This window comes from Amycolatopsis minnesotensis, from assembly GCF_039529815.1.
GTDB classification, from domain to species: Bacteria; Actinomycetota; Actinomycetes; order Mycobacteriales; family Pseudonocardiaceae; genus Amycolatopsis; species Amycolatopsis minnesotensis.
In genome coordinates this window covers 1-1,564 of record NZ_BAAANN010000119.1, presented here as the reverse complement: position 1 = coordinate 1,564, position 1,564 = coordinate 1, and the positions used below count along the sequence as shown (strand labels likewise).

General features: G+C 67.4%; 1 protein-coding gene. It reads left to right on the top strand.

Features of this window, described 5'->3' with window-relative positions:
• Positions 1-69 precede the first annotated feature (69 nt).
• Positions 70-1,434 (top strand): IS701 family transposase, encoded by a 1,365-nt coding sequence (locus ABD256_RS44075; protein ID WP_344432383.1) that lies wholly within the window; start codon positions 70-72, stop codon positions 1,432-1,434.
• The last annotated feature ends 130 nt before the right edge of the window (positions 1,435-1,564 follow it).

The following is a 1,564-nucleotide window of genomic DNA, read 5'->3' as shown; positions in this document are numbered from 1 at the left end:
CTAGTAGTGCTTTGTTAGGTCTTGGCGTGTCGTGAGGACGTGGGGCAGGCTGGGCGGTTTCATGTCCTGGTGACCCCTGATGAGCTTGTCCATGTCCGGCAACGTCTGGAGGCGTTCGCGGCGGAGGTGTTCGTGCCCTTGGCCCGGTCTGATCAGCGGGCCAAGGGTGAGACGTATCTGCGCGGGTTGTTGCTGGATGGGCAGCGGAAGTCGATGCAGCCGATGGCGGACCGGCTGGGGGTGGATCATCAAGGGCTGCAACAGTTCGTGACCACTTCGACGTGGGACACCGACGCGGTGCGGGCACGACTGGCCCGCAAAGCGGTGGAGACGATCGGTCCGGTGGCCTGGGCGGTCGACGATAGCGGCTTCCCGAAAGACGGCGCGAGTTCACCGGGTGTGGCTCGGCAGTACTCCGGAACCTTGGGCAAGGTGGCCAACTGTCAGATCGGGGTCAGCGTGCACGCGGTCACCGACACGGCATCCTGCCCACTGGGCTGGAAGCTGTTCCTGCCGGAGTCCTGGGACACGGCCAAGGCCGGTCCGGCCGCGGTCAAGGCGGCCAAAGCCAAGCGGCGCAAGACACTGAAGAACGCGCCACGAGCCGCCGCGCCAGGTGATGATCAGGCGCGCCCGGGGGCCGAGGTCGATGTGGAAGCGGTCACCGAGGCCGCCAGGGCGCGGCGCAACCGGTGCGGCATTCCGGAGAAGGAAGGGCACCGTCCGAAGTGGACGCTAGCCGTGGAGATGCTGGACGAGTTCGCCGAGCACGGGTTGCGGCCACCCGTGCTGGTCGCCGACGCCGGTTATGGCGACAACGCCCAGTTCCGGGCCGCGCTCGACAAACGGGACATCGCCTACAGCGTGCAGCTCAAAGGCGACGCGCTGGCGCACAACCGCGAGGCGGTTCCCGTCGCGCGGGAGTGGTCCGGCACGGGCCGGTGCGGCCGCCCACCGGCCGGCACCACGCCCGTCTACACCGGCGAGCCGGTCAGCCTGGCCCGCCACGTCGCGGCCGCCGGCCGCGAATCTGTCCGCACCATCAGCTGGCGTGAAGGCAGCAAAGGCACGCTGTCCTCACAGTTCGTGTTTCTGCAAGTCCGGCCCGCCGGGCACCGCGTCCCCCGCGACGGCGACGACGGTGTCCTGCCGCAACGGTGGCTGATCGCCGAATGGCCCGACGACGAACCCGAACCAGTCACCTACTGGCTGTCCAGCCTTCCCACCACCACCAGACACGCCGACCTCATCCGCTACGCCAAGATCCGCTGGCGGATCGAACACGACTACCGCGAACTCAAGACCGGCCTGGGACTGGACCACTTCGAGGGCCGCTCCTGGCAGGGCTGGCACCGCCACGTCACCCTGGTCACCGCCGCGCACCTGTTCCTCACCCTGCTGCGAGGCGACCCAAAAGCGGCTGCGCCGGCCTAACTCTCTACAAGGTCATCCGCGAACTGCAAATGCTCCTCGCGACCTGGACCGGCGTGTGCCTGACCTGCCACCAAACCGTGAAACCGTTACACCACAACAACCCGCAACGAACCTAACAAAGCACTACTAG